Source organism: Micromonospora sp. NPDC000207 (genome assembly GCF_040300925.1).
Lineage (GTDB): Bacteria > Actinomycetota > Actinomycetes > Mycobacteriales > Micromonosporaceae > Micromonospora.
The window spans coordinates 1-2,556 of the sequence record NZ_JBEPEQ010000219.1 but is presented as its reverse complement, the minus strand read 5'-3'; the positions used below and the strand labels follow the sequence as shown (position 1 = coordinate 2,556).

3 protein-coding genes are annotated in these 2,556 nt (G+C 72.3%); all 3 read left to right on the top strand.

What is annotated here, in order from left to right:
* Window positions 1-74: 74 nt before the first annotated feature.
* Window positions 75-1,604, top strand: a complete 1,530-nt coding sequence (locus ABT336_RS27170) for a class E sortase (protein WP_350900416.1) — start codon at window positions 75-77, stop codon at window positions 1,602-1,604.
* Between the two features lie 4 nt (window positions 1,605-1,608).
* Entirely contained in the window at window positions 1,609-1,899 is a 291-nt protein-coding gene (locus ABT336_RS27165) for a hypothetical protein (RefSeq protein WP_350900414.1), read from the top strand.
* Between the two features lie 5 nt (window positions 1,900-1,904).
* Window positions 1,905-2,556 (top strand): aminodeoxychorismate/anthranilate synthase component II (locus tag ABT336_RS27160; RefSeq protein ID WP_350900412.1); only part of this gene is annotated, 652 nt, incomplete at its 3' end.

The window sequence follows — 2,556 nt, the reverse complement described above, 5'->3', positions numbered from 1 at the left end:
GGGCAGGAGGATCCCGGCGCGTTTGAGTGCCGCGCGGTTTCCCCAGAGCACGTCCTGCATGCCCCGACCGGGCGATGCGGCCGTCGAGCCCGGAGCGACCGATCCGGCCCGCGAGCCCCGACCAACCGTCGCCGTCCGGCGGACCCGGCCCGCGAACGTCGGCAGGGCGGGCCGGTGGCGGCACCCCGGCCGTCCCGACGAACGCGGCACCCCCGGCCTGGCCCGGCCGACCGACCGAGTCGACGGCCGACAGGCACTCCACCGGATCGGCCAGGTCGGGTGGGCTCGGCGGAGGCGACCAGGGCAGGGACGAGCCGCCCCGACCGGCCCGTCGTCCCGAACCGACCGACACCCCCGCCGCACGGCGCGACGACCAGTCCGGGCGGCAACAGACGGGTCACGACAGGTACGGCGACGGCCCCGCGCCCCGGCTCGGCAGCCCCGGCAACAGCGGAGCGACCTGGACGGGCACCCCGGACAGGCCCGGCCACGCCCAGGACACCCCGAGGAGGGCCGAGGGCGGCGCGGAGAGCCCCACCGACTTCATCGACCGGGTGGACCCCTCGGCGACAGCGATCCTTCCGACGGTCACCGCCCGGAGTCGACGCGACACCGACCGCACCGGGGCTCAGCCCGCCGGTGGTGCCCGGCACTCCGACCCGCGTCCTGCCCAGCCGGGCCACGGGGGGAACCTTCCGCCGCACCTGTCCGGCCGGGCGCCGGAGCGACACCCGGCCATGGACTCGACCGCCCTCATGGGTGCGGTGCCCCAGGTCGACCCGGTAGCCCCCGCCGGGGTCGGCACCCCCGGCGAGGAACACCGCCCGCGTCGTGGTGAGCGGGTCGTGCAGCTCCGACCGGAGCAGACCGGCGAGGGTTACAGGAGCGTCTACTCCGAACTCACCCGCCCCACGTTCTGGTCCCGGGTGCGTACCGGGATCCGGTTCTCCGGCGAAATCATGATCACTTTCGGCCTGGTGGTGATGCTCTTCGCCGGGTACGAGATCTGGGGCAAGTCGGCGAAGGTCAACGCCCACCAGGACGACCTCTCCGCACAGCTGGCGCAGGAGTGGGCGCCGAGCGACGATCCCACCGTCGTCCCGTCGGCCCGGCCGTCCGCCGCCGCACCGGAGACCCCGGCACCGCCGGTGCAGGGCAAGCCCATCGCCGGGCTCTACATCCCGAAGCTCGACAAGAGCTGGATCGTGGTCGAGGGCGTCAGCCAGGAGGACATCAGGTACGCCCCCGGGCACTACCCGGACACCGCGCTCCCCGGTGAGGTGGGCAACTTCTCCGTCGCCGGACACCGCAACCGGGCCACCTTCTGGCGGCTCGACGAACTGCACGACGGCGACGCCATCGTGACCGAGTCGAAGACCGAGTGGCACGTCTACCGGGTCACCCGCAACCACATCGTCAAGCCCTCCCAGGTCGAGGTGGTGGCTGCGGTGCCAGGTCGGCCCAAGGCCAAGCCGACCAAGGCGATGCTGACCCTGACCACCTGCAACCCGAAGTTCGACAACTACGAACGGCTCATCGTGCACGCCGAGCTGGACCGTAAGATGCCGAAGTCAGATGGTCGTCCGCCGGAACTGGGAGGCTGACGACGTGTACGCGTGGATCTGGCGCAAGCTCCCCTTCGGGGTGCCCGGGAAGCTGGTCGGCAGCCTCCTGCTGGCCACCGCCACCGTCTACCTCCTGTGGGCGGTGGTCTTCCCCTGGGCCGAACCGCTGCTGCCCTTCGACGACGTCCAGGTGGAGCAGCCGGCCGGTGAGAACGGCGGCCCGGGCGGCGGGGACCCGGACCTCCCCGGCCAGGACGCCCCGTCCGACGACGACCACGACCTGCCGTACGACACTGACCAGAACAACACTCCGCCCTCCGACCGGGAACGGTGACGACGATGCGTGTCCTGGTGATCGACAACTACGACTCGTTCGTCTTCAACCTGGTCCAGTACCTGGGTCAGCTGGGAGTCGACTGCGAGGTACGCCGCAACGACGAGATCGACGTCGCCGAGGTCGGACGGCTCGGTGCCGACGGGGTGCTGCTCTCCCCGGGCCCGGGGAGCCCGGATCGGGCCGGCATCTGCCTGGACGTCATCCACCGGTACGGCGGTGAGCTGCCGATCTTCGGGGTCTGTCTCGGCCACCAGGCGATCGGGGAGGCGTTCGGGGCCACCGTGGACCGGGCCCCCGAACTGCTGCACGGCAAGACCTCCGAGGTCCGGCACAGCGACGTCGGGGTACTCGCCGGGCTCCCGGACCCGTTCACCGCCACCCGGTACCACTCGCTGACCGTCCGACCGGAGACCCTCCCCGACGAGCTGGAGGTCACCGGCTGGACCGGTTCCGGGATCGTGATGGCGATGCGCCACCGTACGTTGCCGATCGAGGGGGTGCAGTTCCACCCCGAGTCGGTGCTGACCGAAGGCGGTCACCTGATGTTGGCGAACTGGCTGGCCGGTTGCGGCCACCCCGAGGCGCTCGACCGGGCTCCGGAGCTGGCCGCCGAGGTCGACGCCCGGCGGCTGGCCGCCTTCGCCGCCGGGCGTC

Excerpts from the sequence above, each read along its gene's own strand:
- ABT336_RS27170 (WP_350900416.1), top strand. The coding sequence starts at position 75 with ATGCGGCCGTCGAGCCCGGAGCGACCGATCCGGCCCGCGAGCCCCGAC.